Source organism: Thiomonas sp. UBA7699 (assembly GCF_002482605.1).
Lineage (GTDB): Bacteria > Pseudomonadota > Gammaproteobacteria > Burkholderiales > Burkholderiaceae_C > Thiomonas > Thiomonas arsenitoxydans.
This window is the reverse complement of record NZ_DLGH01000022.1, coordinates 1-22,487: the sequence shown is the minus strand read 5'-3', so window position 1 is coordinate 22,487 and position 22,487 is coordinate 1. Positions and strand designations below refer to the sequence as shown.

The 22,487-nt window shown below is 64.2% G+C and carries 21 protein-coding genes, 2 tRNA genes and 2 pseudogenes; 8 read left to right on the top strand and 17 right to left on the bottom strand.

What is annotated here, in order from left to right:
• The 7 genes and pseudogenes from B3H47_RS10230 to fliO form a co-directional block, all read right to left on the bottom strand.
• A pseudogene (locus B3H47_RS10230) lies at window positions 1–364 on the bottom strand (flagellar biosynthesis protein FlhF); the annotation flags it as partial.
• Window positions 365–381: 17 nt separating this feature from the next.
• The gene (gene flhA, locus B3H47_RS10225; protein ID WP_286986920.1) at window positions 382–2,484 is read right to left on the bottom strand and encodes a flagellar biosynthesis protein FlhA; all 2,103 of its coding nucleotides are present in this window, start codon (window positions 2,482–2,484) and stop codon (window positions 382–384) included.
• Window positions 2,485–2,489: 5 nt separating this feature from the next.
• A complete protein-coding gene (flhB, locus tag B3H47_RS10220) occupies window positions 2,490–3,611 on the bottom strand; it encodes a flagellar biosynthesis protein FlhB (RefSeq protein WP_286986919.1) in 1,122 nt (373 codons plus the stop codon).
• 12 nt (window positions 3,612–3,623) lie between these two features.
• Entirely contained in the window at window positions 3,624–4,424 is an 801-nt protein-coding gene (fliR, locus tag B3H47_RS10215) for a flagellar biosynthetic protein FliR (protein WP_286986918.1), read from the bottom strand.
• A gap of 17 nt (window positions 4,425–4,441) precedes the next feature.
• Window positions 4,442–4,717, bottom strand: a complete 276-nt coding sequence (fliQ, locus tag B3H47_RS10210; protein WP_013122835.1) for a flagellar biosynthesis protein FliQ — start codon at window positions 4,715–4,717, stop codon at window positions 4,442–4,444.
• Window positions 4,718–4,730: 13 nt separating this feature from the next.
• Window positions 4,731–5,498, bottom strand: coding sequence for a flagellar type III secretion system pore protein FliP (gene fliP, locus B3H47_RS10205; protein WP_286986917.1), 768 nt, complete (start codon window positions 5,496–5,498; stop codon window positions 4,731–4,733).
• Entirely contained in the window at window positions 5,495–5,881 is a 387-nt protein-coding gene (gene fliO, locus B3H47_RS10200) for a flagellar biosynthetic protein FliO (RefSeq protein WP_286986916.1), read from the bottom strand. The genes fliP and fliO overlap by 4 nt, the downstream gene beginning before the upstream one ends.
• A gap of 184 nt (window positions 5,882–6,065) precedes the next feature.
• Between fliO and B3H47_RS10195 the strand changes: the two genes are divergently transcribed.
• A complete protein-coding gene (locus B3H47_RS10195; RefSeq protein WP_276706568.1) occupies window positions 6,066–6,449 on the top strand; it encodes a YccF domain-containing protein in 384 nt (127 codons plus the stop codon).
• Window positions 6,450–7,233: 784 nt separating this feature from the next.
• Here the strand turns inward: B3H47_RS10195 and B3H47_RS10190 are convergent.
• Window positions 7,234–8,559 carry a UDP-glucose dehydrogenase family protein gene (locus B3H47_RS10190; RefSeq protein ID WP_286986915.1) on the bottom strand — a complete coding sequence of 442 codons (1,326 nt, stop codon included), beginning with the start codon at window positions 8,557–8,559 and terminating at the stop codon, window positions 7,234–7,236.
• A gap of 514 nt (window positions 8,560–9,073) precedes the next feature.
• Here B3H47_RS10190 and B3H47_RS10185 point away from each other — a divergent pair.
• From B3H47_RS10185 to B3H47_RS10175, 3 genes are read left to right on the top strand one after another with little or no spacing between them, the layout of a single operon-like run.
• A complete protein-coding gene (locus tag B3H47_RS10185) occupies window positions 9,074–10,801 on the top strand; it encodes a PHA/PHB synthase family protein (RefSeq protein WP_286986921.1) in 1,728 nt (575 codons plus the stop codon).
• 23 nt (window positions 10,802–10,824) lie between these two features.
• Window positions 10,825–12,267, top strand: a complete 1,443-nt coding sequence (locus B3H47_RS10180) for a bifunctional enoyl-CoA hydratase/phosphate acetyltransferase (RefSeq protein WP_286986914.1) — start codon at window positions 10,825–10,827, stop codon at window positions 12,265–12,267.
• Between the two features lie 12 nt (window positions 12,268–12,279).
• On the top strand, window positions 12,280–13,482 hold the full coding sequence (locus tag B3H47_RS10175; RefSeq protein WP_286986913.1) for an acetate/propionate family kinase: 1,203 nt from the start codon (window positions 12,280–12,282) through the stop codon (window positions 13,480–13,482).
• 52 nt (window positions 13,483–13,534) lie between these two features.
• Here B3H47_RS10175 and B3H47_RS10170 read toward each other — a convergent pair.
• The 7 genes from B3H47_RS10170 to pgsA all read right to left on the bottom strand — a co-directional run bounded on the left by B3H47_RS10170 (window position 13,535) and on the right by pgsA (window position 18,902).
• Window positions 13,535–13,610: transfer RNA gene (locus B3H47_RS10170), tRNA-His, on the bottom strand.
• A gap of 63 nt (window positions 13,611–13,673) precedes the next feature.
• A complete protein-coding gene (locus B3H47_RS10165) occupies window positions 13,674–15,596 on the bottom strand; it encodes a SurA N-terminal domain-containing protein (protein WP_286986912.1) in 1,923 nt (640 codons plus the stop codon).
• Between the two features lie 130 nt (window positions 15,597–15,726).
• Window positions 15,727–15,802 (bottom strand) — tRNA-Val (locus B3H47_RS10160).
• A 61-nt stretch (window positions 15,803–15,863) separates the two neighbouring features.
• Window positions 15,864–16,136, bottom strand: a complete 273-nt coding sequence (locus B3H47_RS10155) for an HU family DNA-binding protein (RefSeq protein WP_013105445.1) — start codon at window positions 16,134–16,136, stop codon at window positions 15,864–15,866.
• Window positions 16,137–16,300: 164 nt separating this feature from the next.
• A complete protein-coding gene (locus B3H47_RS10150; RefSeq protein ID WP_286986911.1) occupies window positions 16,301–17,404 on the bottom strand; it encodes a tartrate dehydrogenase in 1,104 nt (367 codons plus the stop codon).
• A gap of 20 nt (window positions 17,405–17,424) precedes the next feature.
• Window positions 17,425–18,327, bottom strand: coding sequence for a DMT family transporter (locus tag B3H47_RS10145; RefSeq protein WP_286986910.1), 903 nt, complete (start codon window positions 18,325–18,327; stop codon window positions 17,425–17,427).
• The gene (gene pgsA / locus B3H47_RS10140) at window positions 18,324–18,902 is read right to left on the bottom strand and encodes a CDP-diacylglycerol--glycerol-3-phosphate 3-phosphatidyltransferase (protein ID WP_013122812.1); all 579 of its coding nucleotides are present in this window, start codon (window positions 18,900–18,902) and stop codon (window positions 18,324–18,326) included. The genes B3H47_RS10145 and pgsA overlap by 4 nt, the downstream gene beginning before the upstream one ends.
• A gap of 100 nt (window positions 18,903–19,002) precedes the next feature.
• Between pgsA and B3H47_RS10135 the strand changes: the two genes are divergently transcribed.
• Window positions 19,003–19,137: a hypothetical protein gene (locus B3H47_RS10135; protein WP_013122811.1), complete on the top strand. Its 135-nt coding sequence runs from the start codon at window positions 19,003–19,005 to the stop codon at window positions 19,135–19,137.
• Here B3H47_RS10135 and B3H47_RS10130 read toward each other — a convergent pair.
• Both B3H47_RS10130 and B3H47_RS10125 read right to left on the bottom strand, forming a co-directional pair.
• Window positions 19,129–20,499, bottom strand: a complete 1,371-nt coding sequence (locus B3H47_RS10130) for a sensor histidine kinase (protein WP_286986909.1) — start codon at window positions 20,497–20,499, stop codon at window positions 19,129–19,131. The genes B3H47_RS10135 and B3H47_RS10130 overlap by 9 nt on opposite strands.
• 26 nt (window positions 20,500–20,525) lie before the next feature.
• The gene (locus B3H47_RS10125) at window positions 20,526–21,263 is read right to left on the bottom strand and encodes a response regulator (protein WP_286986908.1); all 738 of its coding nucleotides are present in this window, start codon (window positions 21,261–21,263) and stop codon (window positions 20,526–20,528) included.
• A gap of 165 nt (window positions 21,264–21,428) precedes the next feature.
• Here B3H47_RS10125 and B3H47_RS10120 point away from each other — a divergent pair, with 165 nt between their 5' ends.
• From B3H47_RS10120 to B3H47_RS10110, 3 genes and pseudogenes are all read left to right on the top strand, one after another.
• Window positions 21,429–21,857, top strand: a complete 429-nt coding sequence (locus B3H47_RS10120) for a hypothetical protein (protein WP_286986907.1) — start codon at window positions 21,429–21,431, stop codon at window positions 21,855–21,857.
• Between the two features lie 30 nt (window positions 21,858–21,887).
• Complete coding sequence (locus B3H47_RS10115) at window positions 21,888–22,202, top strand: hypothetical protein (RefSeq protein WP_286986906.1); 315 nt, start codon at window positions 21,888–21,890, stop codon at window positions 22,200–22,202.
• Window positions 22,203–22,220: 18 nt separating this feature from the next.
• Window positions 22,221–22,487 (top strand): annotated as a pseudogene (locus tag B3H47_RS10110) (DUF2202 domain-containing protein); the annotation flags it as partial.

Here is a 22,487-nt window from a genome sequence, read left to right as displayed (position 1 = left end):
GCGCGTCCTTCGGATGCCCCTCCCAGCCTCCCCCACGGGTAGGGGAGGAGAGTTCGGTGCATGGTGGCGACGCCTTGGCGATTTCAACGGCCTTGTTCTCTGAAGCCACCCTCGGCGTGCTCCCTCCCCACTCGTGGGGAGGGTTGGGGTGGGGAGGGGTTTGCACCGCAGCCTTAGTACCCGCCCCCCCTTCGCCCGGCTCGTCCGACGGAAACCGGCTGGCGTCGAAGTCCACCGCCGCCATTAATTCGACGCCGCCGACGATTTCCCGATTCGACAGGATCACCGCATCGGCGCCGAGATCGTTGCGGATGCGGGTCAGCACCTCGCGGGTATTGGTACCGGTATAGCGTTTGATTTTCACGATTCAGACTCCAGCATTTACGCCCCCAGCGTGGCGGTGACCTTGACCTGTTTCTGGTCGGGAATTTCAGCATAGGACAGCACGCGCAGCCGCGGCGCGCTGCGCGCCAGCAGCCGGGCGAGAAACTGCCGCAGCGGCGCACTCACCAGCAGCACGCCGGTGGCGCCCTGCGCTTCCATACGCTGCATCAGATCGCGCGCCTTGTCCATCAGGCGCTGCGCCAGCCCGGGCTCGACCGCGGCTTGTTGCGGGTCGGCGCGCAGGCTTGAAAGCAGAATCTGTTCCAGCTGCCCGTCGAGCACCGCGGCGGAGAGTTCCTGCCCATTGGGCGACAAACTTTGCACGATGTAGGCGCCCAGCGCCAGCCGCACGCGGGCGGTCAGCTCGTCGGTATCGCTCACCTGGCCCGCGTGTTCGGCCAGCACTTCGGCGATGGTGCGCATGTCGCGAATGGGCACGCCCTCGGTCAGCAGGTTCTGCAGCACCTTGCGCAGCCGGTCGGCGGAAATGAGCTTGGGCACCAGATCTTCCACCAGCTTGGGCGAACGCTTGGACAGATGCGCCAGCAGCCCTTCGACTTCTTCGCGCCCGAGCAACTCGGCCGCATGGGTTTGCAGCAGGTGGTGCAAATGGGTGGCCAACACCGTGCTGGGATCGACCACGGTATAGCCCAGCGCCTGCGCGCGGTCGCGCTGCTCTTTATTGATCCACACCGCGGGCAGGCCGAAGGCCGGGTCTTTGGTCGGCGTGCCCTGCAGATCGCCCATGACCTGCCCAGGGTTGATGGCCATGAGCAGATCGGGGAAGATTTCGCCGCTGCCCACGTCCACCCCCTTGAGCGCGATGCGATAGCCGCCGGGCCGCAGTTCGAGGTTGTCGCGGATGTGCACCGAGGCGACGAGGAATCCCATCTCCTGCGCGAATTTTTTGCGCACGCCACGGATGCGCCCGAGCAGCTCGCCGCCCTGGTTGCGGTCGACCAGCGGAATGAGGCGGTAGCCTACGTCGAGCGACAGCGTGTCGACCGGCTCGATCTGCTCCCAGCTCACTTCTTCCGGCTCGGCCGGCGCTGCGGCCGCAGGCGCGGCCTGCGCCTGTGCGGCGGCCTGCTTCTGCTTTTTGAGCTGCCACCACAACACCCCGCCCAGCACCGCCGCCGCGCCGAGAAACGCCAGATGCGGCATGCCCGGCACCAGACCGACCAGCCCCAGAATGCCCGCGGTGATGGCGAGCACGCGCGGCTGGTTGAACAACTGGCTGACCAGCTGCCGCCCCACGTCCTGCCCGGTGGACACATTGCTGATGACAATACCCGCAGCCATGGAGATGACCAGCGCCGGAATCTGCGACACCAGCGCGTCGCCGATGGACAGCAGGGTGTAGTTCTGCGCCGCCTCGCCCAGACCCAGGCCGTGCATGAACACGCCGATGATCAACCCGCCGATCAGGTTGATGAACAAAATGAGAATGGCCGCCACCGCATCGCCGCGGACGAACTTGCTCGCGCCGTCCATCGCACCGTAGAAGTCGGCTTCCTGCGCCACGTCAGCGCGGCGCTTGCGCGCTTCTTCCTGGTCGATCAGACCGGCGTTGAGGTCGGCGTCGATGGCCATTTGCTTGCCCGGCATGGCGTCGAGGGTGAAGCGCGCGCTCACTTCGGCGATGCGCCCGGCACCTTTGGTGATCACCACGAAGTTGATCACCACCAGAATGGCGAACACGATGATGCCCACCGCGTAGTTGCCGCCCACCACGAACTTGCCGAACGATTCGATCACTGCCCCGGCGGCGCCCTCGCCGTTTTGCCCGTGCAGCAGAATGACCCGCGACGCCGCGACGTTGAGCGACAACCGCAGCAGCGTGGTGAACAGCAGCGCGGTGGGAAACGCGGCGAAGTCCAGCGGCCGGGTGAGATAGAGCGTGACCAGCATGATGATCAGCGACAACACGATGTTGAAGGTGAACAGCATGTCGAGGACGAAGGTGGGCAGCGGCACCACCAGCATCATCAGGATGAGCACCACCAGAATCGGCGCGGCGAGCATGCGCCAGTCCATGCGCGCCAGCAGCCTGCGCCAGGCCGGCATGACGGTCGGGGAGGAAGAAGGGGAAGTGGCCATGGGGCTTACTCGTTCACGACAAATTCAGCGGGAATTTCCCAGTCGTCGGGCTCTACCGCCCTCTGCGGGGCGGCGCGCAACTGAAACACATAGGCCAGCAGCAGCGCCACGGCGTTGTACAGCGCCACCGGAATCTCCTGCTCCAGTTCGGCGTGGTGAAACAGCGCCCGCGCCAGCGGCGGCGCTTCGATCACCGGCACGTTGTGCTCGGCGGCAATCTCGCGAATGCGCGCGGCCACCCGATCGGCCCCGAGAGCCAACACCACCGGGGCGCGGTTCTTGCCCTCTTTGTAGGCCAGCGCCACGGCATAGTGCGTCGGGTTGGTCACCACCACATCGGCCTTGGGCACGGCGGCCATCATGCGCTTGCGGGCGCGCTCGCGCTGCAACTCGCGCATCTTCTGCTTGATCTGCGGATTGCCCTCGCTTTCGCGCATTTCGTCCTGCAGGTCCTGGCGGCTCATCTTGAGCTTTTTGTTCATCTGGAACAACTGCCACGGCACATCGACGGCCGCCACCAGCAGCGTGCCCGAAGCCATCCACAGAAAAGCGCGGGCGGTGATCTGACCGAGCTGCATCTGCGCCAGTCGAGGCTCCACCTGCAGCAGGCCGAGCAGCTCGCCGCGTTCGTTCCAGATCACGATGCCCGCGATCACCGCAATTACAGTGGCCTTGAGCAAGGCCTTGCCCAGTTCGCCCAGCCCGGTGATGGAAAACATGCGCCCGATACCCTTGACCGGATCGAGACGGCTGAAGTCCGGCGCGAGCGCCTCGGTGCTGAACACCCAGCCCCCCATGGCCACTCCGCCCACCGCACTGGCCACAAAGGTCAGCGCCAGCACCGGCGCCAGCACGATGAGCCCGAGCACCAGCACCCGGCCCGCGGCCTGCAACATGGCGGCGGGGTCTTTCGAAGCGCTGGCAGAAACCGTCAGCCCGGTCTGCAGCAACTCGCGCCCCATGTCGTAGAACCATCCCCCCGCGGTGTACACCACGGCTGCCATGCCGAGCAGCAGCAGACTGGAGGTGAGATCGCGCGAACGCGCCACCTGCCCTTTTTCGCGCGCCTGCTGCTTGCGCTTTTGCGAGGCGGGTAATTCCTTTTCCTGGGCGCTGTCTTCAGCCATGTCTTGCTCCCGCTACGTTGCAGCAGGGCCGCTTTGTTGCAGCACCTGACCGGACAGACTCAGACCCACATCCACCAGATGCTGCACCACGTTCTGCATCACCGGCATCACCAGATACAGCGCCAGAAAACCCATGATGAAAAACATCGGAAAACCCACGGCGAACAGATTGAGCTGCGGCGCGAGTTTGGTCAGCACGCCCAGCCCGAGGTTGGCGATGAGCAGCACCCCGATCACCGGCGCTGCCAGCGCCAGCCCCAGGCTGAAAATGGCGCTGCCGCCCTGCTGCGCCAGGGTGAACCAGGTCTGCGCAGCCAGCCCCAGATTGGGGGCGACCGGCAGCAGGGTGAAGCTGCGCGCAATCACCGCCAGCAAAATGAGGTGGCCGTTGACCGCCAGAAACAGCAGCATCGTGACCATATTGAGAAAGCTCGCCAGACTGGTGACCTGCACGCCCTGCACCGGGTCGAACAGGGTGGCAAATCCCATGCCCATCTGCAGACCGATCACGCTACCGGCGAACATCACCGCGCTGAGGATCAGGGTCATCGACAAGCCGATGGCCCCGCCGACCAGCAATTGCTGCAACAACAACATCCACGCCGTCGCCGTGCCGAACTGCACCGGTGGCATGGAGGGCAAGGCCGGGGCGATGGCCACGGCGATGAGCACACCCAGACCGACGCGCACCATCGTGGGCAGGCTGCCCATACTGAATACCGGCGCCAGCGACAGCATGGCCAGCACCCGCACGAACGGCCAGAAAAACGCGCCGATCCACGTCTCGATCTGGGTGCTGGTGAAATGAATCATGTCGGTGCGCAGCGCGATCAGCCGCCGTTGAGCAGATGCGGAATGCTCTGGAACAGACGGATGGTGAAGTCCATCATCACATGCAACATCCACGGCCCGGCAATCACCCCGGCCAGCCCCATCGCCAGCACCTTGGGCACGAAGCTCAGGGTCATTTCATTGAGCTGGGTGGCCGCCTGAATCAGGCTCACCACCAGACCGACGACCAGCGCCACCCCCAGCAGCGGCAGCGCCACGAGAAAAGTCACCCACAGCGCTTGCTGCGCGATGGTGGTAATGGTTTCTGGAGTCATGTCGTTCTCGAATTCAGTGAACGAAGCTCTGCATCAGCGAGCCGATCACCAGTTCCCACCCGCCCACCAGCACGAACAGCATGAGCTTGAGCGGAAACGACACGGTGACGGGTGAGAGCATCATCATGCCCATCGACATCAGCACCGCGGCCACCACCATGTCGATGATCAGAAAGGGGATGAAGATCACGAAGCCGATCTGGAAAGCGGTCTTCAGCTCGGAAGTCACGAAGGCCGGAACCAGCAGGCTCATGGGCGTGTCTGCGGGCTTGTCCAGCGCCTTGTGCCCCGAGAGCTTGACGAACAGCGCCAGGTCTTCCTGCCGGGTCTGCCCCAGCATGAAGGTGCGCAGCGGCGCGGCGCCCGTTTGCAGCGCCTGCTGCATGGTGATCTGGTTGTCCATCAGCGGCTTGATCGCCACATCGTTCACCTGATTGAGCACCGGGCTCATGACGAAGAAGGTGAGAAACAGCGACAGCCCGACGATGACCTGGCTGGGCGGCACCGTGGTCGTACCCAGCGCCTGCTTGAGCAGCGACAGCACGATGATGATGCGGGTGAACGCCGTCATCATCAGCAGCATGGCCGGCAGGAACACCAGCGCGGTCATGAACAGCAGGGTCTGCACGCTCAAGCTGTATTCGGTGCCGCCGCCCGCTGCCGGGCTGGAGGTGAACGCGGGCAACACCTGCGCGCTCGCCCACAGCGGTAAGAGCAGCAAGGCGGCCGCCAAACCGCGCGGCAACCAGCGCGAGGGCCGCAGCAAGTGCGCGCGCATCATGGCTTGGCCTTTCCGCGCTGCTCAACAGCGCGCCGCAGCCAGTCAGGAAAGGTCGGCGGCAGTGGGGCGCCAAGGCCCTGCCCCGCCGCTGGCGGCTGCAACTCAATGGGCGTGCTCAGCACATGCAGACAGGCCAGACCCTGCGCGCTCGACCCCAGCAGCAGTTGCTGCTCACCGACCTGAACCAGCAGCAGACGCTCGCGCGGCGCCAGGCTCAGGGTAGCCAGCACCCGCATCGGGCCGCTGGGCGTGCGCAGGCCTGTCTGAAAGCGTTTGAACAACCACAGCGCGGCAACCAACACCACGATGACGACGACCAGACCGCCGAACACGCGCAGCAGTTCGGTCCAACTCAGCGGATCGGGCAAGGCAGAGGGCGACATGGCGGCGACGATTTCCTGACGTTTGCACGTCCTGCCGTCGGTCGATTGACGCCAGAGCGGGAAAAACCCCCGTCTGCTTCACCTCAACCCGTCATGCGGCAGGACTTCTGCCCCTGTCTTTGCAATCCGCGGGCCAAGGCCGCATGTCAAGCAAAATACCCCTGTTCGTCATCCAAGGAATTTCATGCGACTGATCGGCAACATTCTCTGGTTCATCCTCGGCGGCTTTGTCATGGGCCTGGCCTGGTGGTTCACCGCGCTGATCTGCGCCATCACCATCATCGGCATTCCCTGGGCGATTGCAGCCTTCCGCATCGGCACCTTCAGCTTCTGGCCCTTCGGCCGCAAAGTGGCGGACAAACCTGCGGGCACGCTGGGCAGCGGCATCGGCGCCCTGGGCAATCTGATCTGGGCCATCCTGTTCGGCTGGTGGCTGGCGCTGGGACACCTGGTTTCGGCCGTGCTATGCGCCATCACCATCATCGGCATTCCCTTCGCCCTGCAGCACATCAAGCTGGCCGGTCTGGCCTTCTTCCCCTACGGCAAGGAGATCGTGCTGATTAACTGACAGGACTCGGGCCAAGGAGTCTGTCGGGCTTGAGGCGTGTAGAGAGGAAAAAAGGATGAGCGAATAGCTTGTGGCGGTGGTCAACGCTTGAAGTAACCGCGCAAAGAGCGCGCAGCAGGTTTTTCCCCGGAGAACTGAATGGTTAGAGCGCTTTCTTGCCGTGAAGCAATTCGTGACAAAAAGAGCATACGGCCATGAGATCTGATGGCAACTCTTGGCCAATCCGCTCATATGTAATGTGGTGGGCTTGGGTGGCTGGATAGTGCTCGCAACACTCACAGATACCGTTAGCTTTTCGTATTGCCGCATTGCGCTTCACGTACCAAAGTTTTGAGGACAGATACGCTTGATACTCAGCCTCCAAGGCGGGCTTGATGGCATAAAAAGTAGCGACGTAAGAAGCCTGCTTGCGTGCATACCACCTTGGCTCAAGCTCGTTGTCGAAGGATGGCGCCTCAAAGCCGTTTAGCTCGGTTATAGCCTCGCCCCTGGCTATTGCCTTCCCAGCGTTTCCGCAGCGTGTGCACTGACGATAAAAGGTTGGCCGACCGTCCTTAATAATGCGTAACCGGAGCTCACGCGCGGAATGCACACATGAATGCTCCGTCTCGATCGCGGTATACGCCTCTCGCTTGATAGTGAATGCTGGCAACTAAACGCCTCCTACGCTCTTACGAATGGAGTTAAGCGGCGTCGAAGCCTTCTGCTTGTCACTCCACAAGTCCGTGCACTGGGGAAGATAAAACCCGTCCAACCCATTTCGGCAATTCCAAAGGCCCAAAATTCAGCCGCGACCGATGCCGTAGTAACGCAGGCCCGTGCTGCGCACGAACTCCGGGTCCCAGATATTGCGGCCGTCGAACACCACGCGGTCGCGCAGGGTGGCGGCCAGAGAGGTGAAATCGGGCGAGCGGAAGGCATGCCATTCGGTGATGACGACTAGCGCATCCGCGCCGCTCAGCGTGGCGCGGGCGTCGGCGGCGAACTCTAGCGCGGGATGCTCGGGCAGCAGGCGCCGCGCCATTTCTACCGCCACCGGGTCCCAGGTCTGCACTCGCGCACCGGCCTGCAGCAGCGCGGTGATGAGGTCCAGACTGGGCGCGTCACGCATGTCGTCGGTGTTCGGCTTGAAGGCCAGGCCCCACAGGGCGATAGTCTTGCCAGCCAGCTTGCCCTGATAGTGGTCGCTGATTTTCTCGAACACCCGCAGCTTCTGCCGCTGGTTGACAGACTCCACCGCCTCCACCAGCTCGGCGTGCAGCCCGAGTTCGCGCGCGGTGTGCGCCAGGGCCTTCACGTCTTTGGGAAAGCACGAGCCACCATAGCCCGCGCCGGCGTAGAGAAAATGGCTGCCGATGCGGTGATCGACGCCGATGCCTTTGCGAATCTGCTCGATGTCCGCCCCCACCGCTTCGGCGATGCGGGCGAGTTCGTTCATGAACGAGATGCGCGTGGCCAGCATGGCGTTGGCGGCGTATTTGGTGAGTTCGGCGCTGGCGGCGTCCATCACCATGATTTTTTCGTGATTGCGGTTGAACGGCCGGTACAGCTCGCGCATGGTGGCGATGGCCTGCGGGTCGTCGCTGCCCAGCACGATGCGGTCGCCGCGGGTGAAATCTTCAATGGCGGAACCTTCCTTGAGAAATTCCGGGTTGCTCACCACGCCCAGACTGTGCGCCAAGCCGCGCTTGGCCAGTTCGGCCTCGGCCAGTGCCCGCACCTTGGGAATGGTGCCCACCGGCGCGGTGGACTTCTGCACCACCACCAGCGGTCCGGTCATGGCGCGGCCGATTTCCGTGGCGGCGCCTTCCACCTGAGACAGATCGGCCTGACCATTGGGCAGCGACGGCGTGCCCACCGCAATGAAGCACACCTGCGAACCCGGCAGCCCTTCGGCGATGCTCGGGCTCAAGGTCAGCCGGCCCTGCTCGATGTTGCGCCGCACCAGATCGCTCAGACCCGGCTCGTAGAAGGGCACTTCGGCCCGGTCGCGCAGTGCAGACAGGCGCTCGGCATCGCGCTCGATGCAGGTGACCTGATTGCCCACATCGGCAAAACACGCGGCGGTCACCAGACCCACATAACCCGCTCCTATGACTGTGACGCGCATAACCGGCTTTCTCGTAATTTCATGATGGAGTGCTATTTTGCAGGAAGTGTTTCGCCAGCGGCGTGACAGAACGGCGTGGCGCATTGCATCTGCGCGTTGCATCTGCATACCCCGCCGACTTGATGCGGATCAAGTGCCATGCTGCACTGCGACATTCAAATGGAATGATCTATCAAGGAGAAGCGATATGAGCCCACCCCGAAAACCAGCGCTTCGCTCGGCTCTCCCCTCAAAGGGCCAGGAACCATTAGGGCGGCCCGGCGAGTTTCCTGAGAGCCAGATCCAAGCCCCAAGCCGCAAGCCGCGCAAGTTGCGCACTACCGCCCCGGCAACCGCCACAACGCCCTTGCCAGTGAAACAAGCTGTGAGCAAGGCCGCCGAATCGCCGCCCGTGGCCCCCGCCAATGCCGTAGCCGACGTTCCGGCTGGCGCGCTGGGCGCAGTCGCCGCGCCCAGCATCCCTCTGCCTCCCGCCGACGCGCAGGCGCTCACCCCGCCCGACCACGAGCAAGCCATGCGCGAACTGATCGACCGGGCGCTGCACGCTCTCACGGCCAAGGCCACGCTCGGCCTGTCGCCCGCCGCGCTCGGCCTGGCCTTTGCCGACTGGGCCATGCACATGGCAGCCTCGCCCGGCAAGCAGGCCAGTCTCGCCGCACAGGCGCTGGAGATGCAGGGGCGATGGCTGCGCTACGCCGCAGAATTGGGCACGCACGCCCTGCGCGCCGACCGCACCCCCTGCTCCGACTGCGTCGCCCCTACCCCCAACGACCGGCGCTTCAGTGCGGCGCAGTGGCAGCAGTTTCCGTTCAACCTGCTGGCCCAGCGCTTTTTGCTGCGCGAACAACTCGTCGATGCCACCGCCCACGGCGTGCGCGGCGTGTCGCCGCATCACGAGCAGGTGGTGGCCTTCATGGCGCGTCAGTGGATGGACATGCTCTCGCCCAGCAACTTTTTCTGGACCAACCCCGAAGTGCTGGAGCGCACCCTGAGCAGCGGCGGCGCCAATTTGGCGCAAGGTCTGCGCAACTGGCTCGACGATGCCCAGCGCCTACTCGACAAACGCCCGCCCGCGGGGGCGGAGCAGTTTCGCCCCGGCCACGAGCTGGCGGCGACCCCGGGCAAAGTGGTGCTGCGCAACCGCCTGATGGAACTCATCCAGTACAGCCCGACCACGCCCACGGTGCAGGCCGAGCCGGTGCTCATCGTGCCGGCGTGGATCATGAAGTACTACATCCTCGACCTGTCGCCGCACAACTCGCTGGTGAAGTTTCTGGTCGATCAGGGCCACACGGTGTTCATGCTGTCGTGGAAAAACCCGGGCGCGGACGAACGCGATCTGGGCATGGATGACTATTTGCACCTCGGCCCCTTTGCCGCGCTGGACGCGGTGACTTCCATCCTGCCCGGCCGCAAGGTGCATGCCGCGGGCTACTGTCTGGGCGGCACCCTGCTGTCCATCGCGGCCGCAGCGCTGGCGCGGCGCGGTGACGAACGTCTGGCCAGTGTCAGCCTGTTCGCGGCGCAGACCGACTTCACCGAAGCCGGCGAACTCACCCTGTTTACCGATGAGAGCCAGATCAGTTTTCTCGAAGACCTGATGTGGTCGCAGGGCTATCTCGACACCACCCAGATGGCCGGCACCTTCCAGATGCTGCGCTCGTCCGACCTGATCTGGTCGCGCCTGATGCGCGATTACCTCATGGGCGAGCGCGCGCCGATGAACGACCTCATGGCCTGGAATGCCGACGCCACCCGCATGCCCTATCGCATGCACAGCGAATACCTGCGCAAGCTCTACTTGCGCAACGCCCTGGCCGAAGGGCACTACGCCGTCGATGGCCGCCCGGTCGCGGTGGAAAACGTGACCGCGCCCTGGTTCGTCGTCGGCACCGAGACCGACCATGTCGCACCGTGGAAATCGGTCTACAAGATTCACCTGCTGGCCGACTCCGAAGTGACCTTTGTGCTCACCAGCGGCGGGCACAACGCGGGCATCGTGAGCGAGCCCGGCCATCCACGCCGCCACTATCGCTGGGCGCTGCACCCCGGCGGTCGCCCTTACATCGACCCGGCGCATTGGGTGCAAATAGCGCAGGCCGAAGAAGGCTCCTGGTGGCCGCGCTGGGAGCAATGGCTGGTGGCCAAAGGCAGCGCGCAGCAAGTCGCGCCGCCCGCCTGCGGCAGTGTGGACTATCCCCCGCTGGCCGAAGCGCCCGGCGAGTATGTGCTGCAGCGCTGAACTCACTCTACGAGACTCTTCTCATGACCGACACGATCTGCAACCGCACCTTCGACGAAATCTCCCTGGGCGACTCTGCCACCCTGCAGCGCACCCTCACCCGGGCCGACATTTCCACCTTTGCCGTGATGTCGGGCGATGCCAACCCCTCGCACGTCGATGAGGAATTTGCCCGCAGCACGCCGTTTCACCAGGTGGTGGCGCACGGCATGTGGAGCGGCATGCTGCTGTCCAACCTGCTCGGCACCGAACTGCCGGGGCCTGGCACGGTGTACGTCGATCAATCGTTGTCGTTTGACCACCCGGTGATGCTGGGCGACACCGTGACCGCCTCGGTGACCGCACGCGAAAAATTGACCGAGCGCCACCAGATCCGCTTCGACTGCAAAGTGGTCAACCAGCGCGGCGAAACCATCGCCTCCGGGCAGGCACTGGTACAGGCGCCCACGCAAAAAATCTGCCGCCCGCGTACCCATCTGCCGCAACTGCATTTGGTCGATCCGGGCCAGCGTCTGCTCGCGCTGGTGAGCAAAGCGCGCGAGGGCTGCAAGGGCCTCAAACCCATGCGCGTGGCCGTGGTGCATCCGGTGAACGCAGTCTCCATCCAGGGCGCCATCGACGCGGCCCAGGCCGGGTTGATCGAACCCGTGTGGATCGGCCCGGAAACCCGCATCCGCGCGGCGGCAGAGGCCGCGGGCATCGACCTCTCTCCCTGGCAACTCATGTCCACCGAGCACAGCCACGCCGCCGCCGCGCTGGCGGTCGAACTGGCGCGCAACGGCAAGGTCGGCGCGCTGATGAAAGGCGCGCTGCACACCGACGAATTGATGCACGCCGCCTTCGACGCCCAGACCGGCCTGCGCACCGGCCGCCGCGCCAGCCATGTGTTCGTCATCGACGCCCCGGCGGCCGACCGGCTGCTGTTCATCACCGACGCAGCGATCAACATCGCCCCGGATCTCGACACCAAGCGCGACATCGCGCAAAACGCCATCGAACTGGCGCAGGCCCTGGGCGTCGAAACGCCACGCATGGCCATTCTCGCCGCGGTGGAGACCGTCAATGCCAATATGGCCGCCACGCTGCACGCCGCCGCGCTGTGCAAAATGGCCGACCGCGGGCAGATCACTGGCGCCATTCTCGACGGGCCGCTGGCCTTCGACAACGCGCTGTCGCTGGCCGCCGCCAAGACCAAAGGCATCAACTCGCCGGTAGCCGGTCTGGCCGACATTCTGCTCACGCCCGATCTGGAGTCGGGCAATATGCTGGCCAAGCAGCTCGAATACCTCGGCGGCGCGACCATAGCCGGGCTGGTCATCGGCACCCGCGTGCCCATCATCCTCACCAGCCGGGCCGATGGCGTGGAAGCCCGGCTCGCCTCCTGCGCCTTGGCCGTGCTGCAACGCCAGGCCCTGCTCAGGGCCGCGGGCCAGATGGGCACGACCGACGCCGCGACCCACGCGTAAAGACAATCCGCCATGCCCTCGCCCACCCTGCTCTGCCTCAACACCGGCTCAGCCAGCCTGAAATTCGCCCTGTTCAAACTCGACGGCTGCCACGGGCCGCACCTGCCAGAGGCCGCCCAACTCCGCGGCGAGATCGACAGCCACGACGGCCAGGCCACCCTGCGCTGGACCGACGCGCAAGGCCAGACTCACCGCACCGCTTCAAGCGATCCGCGCGGCGACATCGCCGCCGAGGTGGACACCCTGCTCGACACCCTCATCACACCGGCGCTTTGCGGCTCCAGCTGTGGGCCCATTGCCGCCGTCGCCCACCGCATCGTGCACGGCGGCACCACCTTCACATCGGCCCAGCGCATCACACCATCCGTGCGCGCCGCCCTCGACGCCCTGCGCAGCCTCGCCCCGCTACATCAAGGGCCAGGGCTCTCCGGGGTGGACGCCGCCACCGCCCGCCTGCCCGATGTGCCGCAGATCGCCTGCTTCGACACCGCGTTTCACGCCACGCAGACCGATCTCGCCCGCCGCTACGCCATCCCGCGCGACTGGCACGACAAAGGCTTCAAACGCTACGGATTTCATGGCCTGTCTTACGACGCCATCGCCCACAAACTGCCGCCGCTGCTGGGCGAGCGCGCGCAAGGCGCCGTCATCGTGGCGCATTTGGGAGGCGGCTCCAGCCTGTGCGGTCTGCGGGGTCTGCGCAGCGTGAGCACGACCATGGGGTTCACCGCACTCGACGGCTTGGTCATGTCCACCCGCTGCGGCACCATCGACCCCGGCCTGGTGCTGCACTGGATCACCGAAGAGCACCTCGACCCGCAGAGAATCACCGCCATGCTCTACCACGACAGCGGACTCAAAGGCGTTTCCGGCCTGAGTGGCGACATGCGCACCCTCGAAGCCAGCCCCGATGCGCGCGCGCAAGAAGCCATCGCCCTGTTCACCGCCAGCGTGGCCCATCACATCGGCGCACTCGCCGCAGACATCGGCGGCCTCGACGCCCTGGTTTTCACGGGCGGCATCGGCACCCACAGCGCCCGAGTGCGGCAAGAAGTGTGCAATGCCCTGTCCTGGCTGGGCCTGCGCCTCGACCCCCTGTCCAACGCGGCAGGCCAGACCTGCATCACCCACGGCAACAGCCCCATCCCAGCCTTCGCCCTGCCCACCGACGAAGAAGGCGTCATGGCCCTGCAAACCGCAGCACTGCTGGCGTAAGCCAAAAAGCACAAAGCCCAACCGAAGGGGTTGGGCTTTGTATTTAATGCTGTGGGGTGGCTGATGGGACTCGAACCCACGACGACAGGAATCACAATCCTGGACTCTACCAACTGAGCTACAGCCACCACAGAAAAACGAACATTCTATACGAAAGTCTTGGTCTTTTCGAAGACCTGCAGTCACGGCAATCAGCCGGCGGCTGCGGGTTCAGCCTTGGGTTTGTAGAGAATTTCCACCCTGAAACGCTTCTTTAAGGCTTCGATGTAAGCGTTCATCACGCCCTGGGTGAGCGCCTGTTGCTCGGCGTTGGCGGCTGCGCTGATCAGTTGTGCGGGCGCCTGGCCCTCGATCACCTTGTCGAGCTGCAGCACGGCATAGCCTTGCGCGCCGAGATCAACACCGGCGGTGGCGGGCAACTTGCTGGCGCTCAGCCCGAAGGCCTTTGAAACGATGAGCGGCGAAACACCAGGGGTTGGTTGGGTCAGGTTGATCGTCTGGGGCGCGCCAAAAGTGAGGGTGGCGGGCGACTTCAGCGCCTGCTCGCCCGCTTTGCGAGCGAGTTCGGCCGCTTTCTGATCGACCAACATCTGCCGCGCCTGGGTCTGCACTTGCGCCAAAGGCAGGGTCTGCGCCGGGCTGAACGACAGCACGCGAGCAGAAGCCCAGACGTTGGGCGCAATCTGGATGGCCTGCAGATTGTGTTTGTTGCGCAAGCTGGATTCGGCAAATAGCGCGTCGAGGAACGCTTTGCTCGACAGCGGACTGACCGCATCTGGCGCTGCGGGCTGCGGCGTGCGGGTAACGTTGCTGGCGGATTGCACCTTCAGATGCAGCTTGTCTTCGACGGCCTGAAAGCTGTCCGGATGCTCGAACACCGCATTGGTGAAGGCTTCCACGTCGGCCGACATCTGTTTCTGCGCGGCTTCCTGCTGCAACTGTTTTTCAATGCTGGCCTTGACGGCATCGAAGGGCTGCTGTGCGCCCGGCTTGATGCCGGTGAGCTCGATGATGTGATAGCCGAACTGGGTCTTGATCGGCCCGACGATTTCGCCGATTTTCTGCATGCCAAATACCGCATCGGCAAAGGGCTTGACCATCGAATCAGCGGTGAAATAGCCCAGATCACCACCCTTCTCAGCAGAGCCCGGGTCTTGCGAATCCTTGCGCGCCAGCGCGGCAAACTCGGCGGGGTTGGCCTTCACCTGCTTGGCGATGGCCTCGGCGCGCGCCTTGGCTTGTTCTTGCTGCGCCGCTGTGGCATCGGCAGGAACTGCGATCAGAATGTGGCTGGCGCGGCGTTCGGCCGGTGTCGAAAATTTGGACAAATTGGCGTCGTAAAAAGCCTTGGCCTGCTCGGCGGTGACTTTGATGCCCGCGGCCACTTCAGCGGCGCTCAGAACCACATACTGAATGTCGGCTGACTCGGGTTTCTGGAAACGGGCGGTGTTGTTCTTGTAGAAGGTCTCGACCTCTTGCGGGGTCACTTGCACCTGTGCGGTGTAGTCTGCCGGCTTGAACAGGGCCAGACGCACTTCGCGCTGTTGCGCAGCCGCTTTGGCGGCGGCTGTGGCCAGAGCCTGGCTGTCGATCACCGATCCGGCCAAGCCACCGAGCACCTGTTGCAGGATGAGCTGCTCGCGCACCTGCGCTTCGAATTGCGCGGTGTTCATACCCTGTGCGGCGATCAGGCTGCGATAGGCTTGCACATCGAAACTACCATCGGGCTTGCGCAACGCGGCGATTTGCGGAATCTGCAAAATGGCCTGTTGCACCTGAGCGTCGGTCACTTCGAGATGTTCGCGCCGGGCTTCGAGTTGCAGCAAAGTCTGGCGAATCATGCCGTCGAGCGTGCGCAGCTTTTGCTCGGGCGTGTCGAGCTGCTTGATGTCCACCGCACTGCCGAGCATGCTTTGCAGGCGTGCGATCTCGTCGCGGTTGGCAGCGTCGAGCTGCTGCATGCTGATGGTCTGACCGCCCACCTTCGCCGCCGCATCAGCGCTCCCCTCAAAGCTGGAGTAGCCCTGAATTCCAAACAGCACGAAAGACGGAAAGATCAACACGAACAGCACGATTTGCATCAGCTTGCTGTGTTTGCGTATGGATTCGAGCATGGTGGCGCGGGCTTGGAGAGGGGTGCAAAGCGGGAACCTGCCCACATTGTTTGCGGTCGTTCAAGGCCGCCGGAAAATGCGACGAGACAACCGCGAAAATCAGAATGAAGTCGGACGATGCAACAACCGATGGTGGGTGCTGAGGGGTTCGAACCCCCGACCTACGCCTTGTAAGGGCGCCGCTCTACCAACTGAGCTAAGCACCCGGTCATTGCCTGCAGCGGCAGCAGCAGCGTTGGGATCGCACCGCGCTGCCACCGGAACAAATTACTTGATGGCGTCTTTGAGACCCTTGCCCGGACGGAACTTCGGAATCTTGGCGGCCTTGATCTTGATGGCGGCGCCGGTACGCGGATTGCGGCCGGTGCGCGCAGCGCGCTTGGTCACGGCGAAGGTGCCGAAGCCGATCAGCGACACGCTGTCGCCCTTTTTCAAGGTGCGGCGCACGGCATCGATCAGCGCGTCAAGCGCACGGCCTGCTTGAGCCTTGTTGAGATCGGCGTTGTTGGCCATGTGTTCAATCAGTTCTGCCTTGTTCACTTGTGTCCCTCTTCAGTCTGGATCGGTCTGGATAAAACGCGAAGCCCGCGCCCTGCACGGGCGCGACGGTGATCGGGCGATTAGAGCCGGGGGCATTCGCTCGTGTCAATGCGGCGTGTCATCGGTCGTGTTGCCTGCGCAAGACCGCGTATTCTAGCCATGAGTCAAATGCATTCGGCCACCGCCCGGCCCAGATCGGCCGTGGTCGCGGTTCCGCCGATATCGGGGGTGCGCGGTGCGCCGCTCTCAGTCGCGAGCACGGTTTCTATGGCCCGCAATATCGCGTCGTGCGCTTCGCGGTGGCCCAGGAAGTCAAGCATCAGCGCTGCGCTCCAGATTTGGGCGATGGGATTAGCAATGCCTTTTCCTGCGATGTCTGGGGCGGAACCATGCACCGGCTCGAACAATGAGGGAAAGCGCCGCTCCGGGTTGAGATTGGCCGAAGGCGCAATGCCGATGGTGCCGCAGCACGCGGGGCCGAGATCGGAGAGGATGTCGCCGAACAGATTGCTCGCCACCACCACATCAAACGTGTGAGGACGTTGCACGAAATGCGCGGTGAGAATGTCGATGTGAAACTGATCGCGCATCACATCGGGATAGTCGACAGATATCGCCTGCACCCGCTCGTCCCAGTAGGGCATGGTGATGGAAATGCCGTTGGATTTGGTGGCGGAGGTGAGGTGTTTGCGCGGACGGCTGCGTGCCAGCTCGAAGGCGTAGCGCAGCACGCGGTCCACGCCGATGCGGCTCATCACCGTTTCCTGGATGACCACTTCGCGCTCGGTGCCGGCGAACATGCGCCCGCCGATGCTGGAGTATTCGCCCTCGGTGTTTTCGCGCACGATCAGCATGTCGATCTCGCCCGGCGCGTAGGCGCTGCCGTCTCGCTTGATCAGCGGCGCATGCACGCCGGGCATCAACTTTGCCGGACGCAGATTGACATACTGATCGAACTCACGCCGGAATTGCAGCAACGATCCCCACAGTGAGACGTGATCGGGCACGGTCTGCGGCCAGCCGACGGCGCCGAACAAAATCGCGTCATGGCCGCCGATCTGCTCCTTCCAGTTCGCGGGCAGCATCGCGCCATGTCGCAGGTAATAGTCGCATGAGGCGAAGTCGAAATGATCGAGTTGCAGGGCGATGCCAAAACGGCGGGCCGCCGCGTCGAGCACCCGCAGGCCTTCGGGCACAACCTCTTGCCCGATGCCGTCACCGGCCAGAACGGCGATGCGCAGAGGCGAAGCCGATGGGCTTGCATTCATGGGATCTCCTGAAAATTTGTTCAACGCTGGATCAACACCGTCGTAGGCCTGCGGGTCACGGCGATGACGCCGGCGGCCACCAGCGCCATGCCCACCCAGGTCGTCGGGCCGAGCGTTTCGTGGAACAAGGCCCAGCCCATCAAGGCGGTGACGGGCGGCACCCAGTAGATCAGACTGGTCACCTGCACCGCCGCGCCGCGCTGAATGAGCAGATAGAGCAAGGCCCCTGCCCCGACCGTCAGCGCCAGCACCGACCAGGCCAGGGCCCCGATGAGCTGCCCGTTCCACACCACGGGCTCCGTCTCCAGCAGCGCAAACGGCGCAGTGATGATCATGGCCGCCAGAAGTTGAATGCTCAATGCGCCCCAGACCGAGGTCGGACGAACAAAGCGCTTTTGCCACAGCGTTCCGGCGGTGATGCTGAACAGTGCGAGCAGTGACAGCAGCAGGTTGTGGGCGCTCAGTTGTCCACCGTCGAACTTATGCAGGACCACCAGCGCCAAGCCGCCAAAGCCCAGCAGCAGGCCCAGCCATTGGCGAGCATGAATGCGCTGGCCTGCGGCCGAGACCAGCACCGCCGTGAGCAAGGGCTGCAGGCCCACGATCAACGCCACCGTTCCGGCCGGAATGCCCTGCTTGACCGCCGCCCACACCCCGCCCAGATAGCCCGCCTGCAACAAGGCGCCCACCACGGCGAGATGCAGCCATTGTTTGCCGCCGCGCGGCCATGACGTGCGCAGCCATGCGGCCAGCGGCAACAGCACCAAAAGCGAAAAGGCATAGCGCAGGCTGAGAAATTTCAGCGGCGGGGCGTAGGGCATGCCATAGCGGGCGACGATGAAGCCGGTGCTCCAGATCAGCACGAACACCCAGGGCATGACACGACGCAGCACGGCAGGCGTGCCAACCTGTGCAGCGCTCACGTCAATTTCATCCCCGCCAGAGCAATGCGGAAGTAATACTGCATGGACCAAAGCGTGAGCACTGCCGCCGCCCAGATCAGCCACTGGCCGATCAGCACCGTATTCACCATGCCGAACAGGGTTCCGCCGAACAGCAAAAAGGGAATGGCCACCATTTGCACGGCCGTCTTGACCTTGCCGACATAGCTCACTGCCACCCGACGCGACTGACCAATTTGCGCCATCCATTCGCGCAGCGCGGAGATGGCGATTTCACGGCCGATGATGATGAGCGTCACCAGGGCATCGACGCGCCCGAGCTGCAGCAGGATGAGCAGGGCTGCAGAGACCATCAGCTTGTCGGCCACCGGGTCGAGAAAGGCGCCGAATGCGGAGGTCTGGTTCCATTTACGCGCCAGATAGCCGTCGAGCCAGTCGGTGATGGCGCTGAGAATGAACAAAATGGTCGCGGCGAGGTTGCGCTCGGGCAGGGTCATCCAGTCGGTTGGCAGGAAATACACCCCGACGACCAGCGGAATGGCCGCCACGCGCGCCCAGGTGAGCAGCGTCGGCAGATTGAGCGCACGCAAAGACATGGAAGTGGAGAATGCGAAGTTCGGAAAATGGCTGCGTCGATGAGCGGCATGATAGGGTGAATGCCCTGGCTCATCCTTGCCGCGACAGGAAACTGACTTCATGAACTCCAACTGGTTCGCCGCCCATGTCGATCTTCTGCTCTACATCTACGGCGGTATTGCCATCGCGCTAGTCATCTGGACGCTGTGGCGGGTTCGGCGCCGCAAACGCACCGCCAAGCCCCCTTCAGACTGAATGAATGGGCGACACCGGCACCTCCACCCAGGCGATCAGCCCCCCGCCGTCACGCTGCTGCAGTCCAACCGCCCAGCCGTGCTGCTGCGCCAATTGCCTGGCGATCGCCAGACCCAAGCCGGAGCCGTGCCCCGGCGTGCGGGCAGAATCGAGCCGGGTGAAGGGCGCAAATACCGCGTCGAGCTGATCGGCGGGAATGCCAGGGCCGCGGTCAAGCACGGCAATACGCACCCGGCCGGGTGAGCTGCCCGGTCCCGCCTGCAAGGTGATGGGGCCTGCGGCGTAGTGCACCGCGTTGGTCAAAAAATTGTCCGCAACGCGCTGCAAGGCGGCGGCATCCACCCACGCGTGCAGATCGTCCGGGCATTGCACGCCGAGGGTTGCACCGCGTGATGTCGCCCATTCATCGTGCATCTGCAATCGTTCTTGCAACCAGGGCTTCAAGACGAGGTCTTCTGCGGCTTGCGCTCGCAGGCCGCGAGCGAGGGCAAGCACCTCGCCGATCAGCCGGTCCATCGCCAGAACATCGCGCTCGATCTGGTCGAGCCGTTCGGGAGTGGGCGCCATGCGTTGCAGTTCCAGCGCCAGGCGGATGCGCGCCAGGGGCGAGCGCAGATCGTGCGATACGCCGACAAGCAGCGTCGTGCGCGCCTGCAGCAAGGCGTCGATACGTTCGGCCATTTGATTGAAATGCGCCGCAAGGTTGGCGATTTCACGCGGCCCCGACTGCGACAAACGCTGCGGGGTATCGCCGCGCGCCAGCCCGGCTGCGGCCTGCTCCATGGACACCAGCGGCCGCGAAATGCGCCGCGCCCACCACAAGGCCAGCAGAAACGACAGCGGCAAGGTCAGGGCGAGGCCGATCAACAGGGCTCGGATGGGTTGCGTCTGGATGCGGCTGGTATCGAACCCCACGCCGATGTCGCGCCCGCCTGCGGGAATGCTGGTCCAGAGCCAGATGTGTCCCTGCGCGTCGGTCTGCCGACGGAAATACACCGCATGCCCGGTGCGTTGCTGCAGCGACTGTTCAACAAAGCCGATGTAAAGCCCGTGCGTCATGCCGTTGTCGGCAGGCGGCTGCATATCGGGCAACAGGCTGAGACGATAGCGGTTGTGCAGCTCTTGCTGAAACGCCGGGCGGGTTTGCGGAGGCAGTTCTGCCCAGGTTTGCGCGGACAGCACCATGAGACCCGCGAGATCGTCTGCCGAGCGCTGCGCCATGGGCTTGAGCACGAACAGCAGCGCGACCCCGGCAAATGCCAGCTCCAGGAGCAACACCAGTACCAGCATCGCCCGCAACGTCTGCTGCCGCAGCGTGCGCTTGTCCGATCCGGTTTCGCTCAGTCCTGCAGTGGGCTGCATGAAGGGTCGGGTCGGCTGAGGCGAGGTCAGGCGCCAGCGCCTGACGGATTGAACAGGTAACCCTGCCCCCGGATGGTGCGAACGTAAACGGGATGGGCCGGATCATCTTCGATCTTGCGACGCAGGCGAGCAACGCGCACGTCGATGCTGCGATCGAAGGCATCGCGCTCATAGCCTTTGAGCCAGTCGATGAGTTGATCGCGGCTGAGCACGCGGTTGGGATGCGCGACCATGGCCTGCAACAAGGTGAACTCGGCCACGCTCAATCCCACATCCTGCCCGTCACGCAGCAAGCGAAACGCCGCGGCATCGAGCAAGAAGGGGCCGAACCGCACCGCCTGTTCTGCCGGTTTGGACGCGGGCGGCAAATCCCCCGCAGAGGTCGGCTGCGCCCGGCGCAACAAGGCGCGTAGACGGGCCAGCAGCTCACGGGGGCTGAAAGGTTTGGGCAGATAGTCATCGGCCCCGACCTCCAGCCCGATCACCCGGTCAATCTCTTCGCCGCGCGCCGAAAGCATAAGAATGGGCAGATCACTGCTGCGCCGCAGTTCACGCGCCAGCGCCAGCCCGTCCTCGCCGGGCAGCATCAAGTCGAGGATAACGGCGTGCGGCATTTGCTGCGCCAGACAGGCGCGCATGGCGTCGCCATGAGCAGCCAGATCGACCGCAAAGCCATTACCGGTGAGGTAATCACGCAGCATGGCGCGCAATTCCGGGTCGTCATCGACCACCAGAATGCGCTGACTGGGAGCAGGTGAATTCATGGCCCGAAGTCTAGGACTTCCAAGGGGCTGGCGGCGTTTGCCGACATGGAGTGAAACAAAGTGATACGCAGGGGAATACAACGCCTCGTGCAAGACATCCAGGCGCAACCTCGCCATCGAAACATATCCCCCATCGATCACAACCACTGCCTTGTCCGTACCGCCATGCACGCTTTCGCTCAATCTTGCCTCCGCCTGACCGTCGGTCTCGGTCTGAGCCTCGCGGGCTTGGCGACGGCTCAGGCGCAGCAGAAGCCTCTGAGCGCGGGAGCCTTGTTCGATGCCACACGCCAGGTCGCCGCTGATCAGGCGCGGCAGGCCGAAGCCGGTGCGGCGGCCCAGGCGGGCAAATCGCTGCACAGCCCGGTTGCCGGAGCACCTACGGGTTTGTCGGCCCTGCAAGCACCGCATGGGAACGAGGCCCCTTTCGGCACGGGCTATGAGCGCCGCATGGAGCGTGCGGCAGCCATGGCCGGGCTGGCCGTCGGCTCTCCCGCAAGACCTGCGGCGGCTGGCGCTGCTGCGGGTGGCGGCGCCGGAGCCGGTGGCGGGGCTCATGCGGGCGGACAAGGCAGTGGGCGTGGTCGACGCTGATTCACGTTTTTCAACTTCAAGGAGTTCATCATGAAACAACGCACTTCTCTTCGTCTTCTGGCCGCAGCCGTGGCCATGGGGGCTGCAGGTTCCATTTTTGCCGCCGGTATGGGGGGTGGCGGTATGGGTGGCGGTATGAGCGGTGGCATGGGTGCCGGAGCCGCAGCGGGCGCCGGAACCGGCCAGATGCAGCAACACCAGTACCAGCATCGCAACATGAATCAGAACAGTGGCACGGCACAGGGCGCTGGTCAGGGCCAGAAGCTGCAGCAGCGCGACCAGCAGCGCATCCAGGATCCGTCCCTGCAACCGGCCCCTGCCGCCCCTGTCACCACGACGAACTAACCCTCGGAGAACCCAAACATGCAACGCCGAACTTTTCTCAACACCACCCTCGGCGCTGCGGTGCTGGCTCTCACCGGCTGCGGCGGTGGCGATTCCACCGTCGCCGCAACACCAGCAAGCACCGACGCGACATCCGCTACCGCCATCGCCGCGCTCAGCACGCAGCTCGACGCCCTCCCCCCCTCGGATCTTTCGGCCACCGAAGCCAGCGCACTGGTGTTCATGCGCGAAGAAGAAAAACTCGCGCGGGACGTCTATCAACTGTATGCGTCCAGCAAACCCATC